The sequence below is a fragment of the Mogibacterium pumilum genome (assembly GCF_002243385.1).
GTDB classification, from domain to species: domain Bacteria; phylum Bacillota; class Clostridia; order Peptostreptococcales; family Anaerovoracaceae; genus Mogibacterium; species Mogibacterium pumilum.
This window is the reverse complement of sequence record NZ_CP016199.1, coordinates 1,020,766-1,022,344: the sequence shown is the minus strand read 5'-3', so window position 1 is coordinate 1,022,344 and position 1,579 is coordinate 1,020,766. Positions and strand designations below refer to the sequence as shown.

Genomic DNA, 1,579 nt, shown 5'->3' with positions numbered 1-1,579 from the left:
ACAGGGCATAGCCGGTGGTTTATTGATTCACCTCGTATTATAGTGTCATAGCCTTTTCTTTACCTTTTCTACAGGTTAGGCTATGCTGTTGAAGATGCTGTGGATTGGTTTTTTTCACCTACCGCATAGACGGTTTTAGTGAGGATCCAACCACAGCCTCTCTGTCTCATTGTTAATCAGTTAGATACCGCATGACGGTTTATGTAGAACGAGGTTACATCCGGCAGAGAGCCCTGTGGATCGACAGCAGCATCAATATACTTTAAGGAGAATCTGATTATGATCTATGTTGGCATTGATATCGCCAAGGATAAGCACGACTGCTGTATCCTCGGCTCTGATGGGGAGATCCTGTTCTCTCCGTTCACCATCCGGAACTCGCTACGGGGATTCGACGAGCTTTATGAGAAGATCTGGTCGTTGACTTCAGACCTGACAGAAATAAAAGTAGGTCTTGAAGCTACCGGACACTATCATCTCAACCTTCTGCGCTCGCTCCTTGATAACGGCCTAGCCAGCTTTGTTATCAACCCGTTACATACAACTCTTTACAGAAAAGGTCAAAGCCTTAGAAAGACGAAAACGGATAAAGTCGATGCTGCTTCGATTGCTATGATGCTGCTTACCGATAGGACACTCAAGCCCTACTCGGACACATCATATCACAACGAAGAACTGAAGTCTCTCACAAGATACCGTTTTGACAAAGTTCAGGAACGTGCTAAGCTGAAAACATCCGTCTCCAGGCTCGTCAGTATCCTCTTCCCTGAACTGGAACCACTCGTCCCAACACTTCATATGACTTCCGTCTATGCCCTGCTCTCTGAATTTCCCGGCGCTTCTTTTGTCGCCGCCGCTCATCTGACTCGTTTGAAGCATCTTCTTCACGATGCTTCAAACGGTCGCTATGGCAGAGATATGGCGATCTCTATTCGAGAGGCTGCATCTTCATCTATCGGATCGGTTCTGCCTGCGAAGTCTCTGGAACTGAAGCATACGATCCGTCTCATTGAAGTCTTGTCTGCAGAAATCGATGAGATCGAGACTGCCATCAATGCCATCATGGATGTTCTGGATTCCCCGATCACTACGATTCCGGGAATCAAAAACCGGATGGGCGCTATGATTCTTGCGGAAATCGGTGACTTCTCCCGTTTTGATAATCCGGATCAGATCCTGGCTTATGCAGGTCTTTCTCCAACCACTTATCAATCAGGTCAGATGACGTCTTCCTATGCCCACATGGAAAAGCGCGGTTCACGATATTTGCGGTATGCACTGTTCAATGCAACTAAATACGTTTGTATGTGGGATCCAATCTTTAAGGCTTATTTGGCCAAGAAACGAGCTGAAGGCAAGCACTACTATGTCGCAATTTCACACGCATGTAAGAAACTTGTCCGCGTAATCTACAGCCTTCAGATGTCTAGAGAATCTTATCGAATCTCTTAAATAAGTCTCTTTCACTTTTCTGTACGAGCACCCTAACGGATGCTCTGTTTGTCATGCAGTTTTCAAGGTACTAATCTATCTGAACGAATTTCTTCGATTCAGGCTTGACTTTTAATAGTTAGTCTCA

Annotated in this window: 1 protein-coding gene; it reads left to right on the top strand. The window is 45.5% G+C overall.

Annotated elements, in window-relative coordinates; translation table 11 throughout:
- Positions 1-279: 279 nt before the first annotated feature.
- On the top strand, positions 280-1,452 hold the full coding sequence (locus AXF17_RS04895; protein WP_094234066.1) for an IS110 family RNA-guided transposase: 1,173 nt from the start codon (positions 280-282) through the stop codon (positions 1,450-1,452).
- The last annotated feature ends 127 nt before the right edge of the window (positions 1,453-1,579 follow it).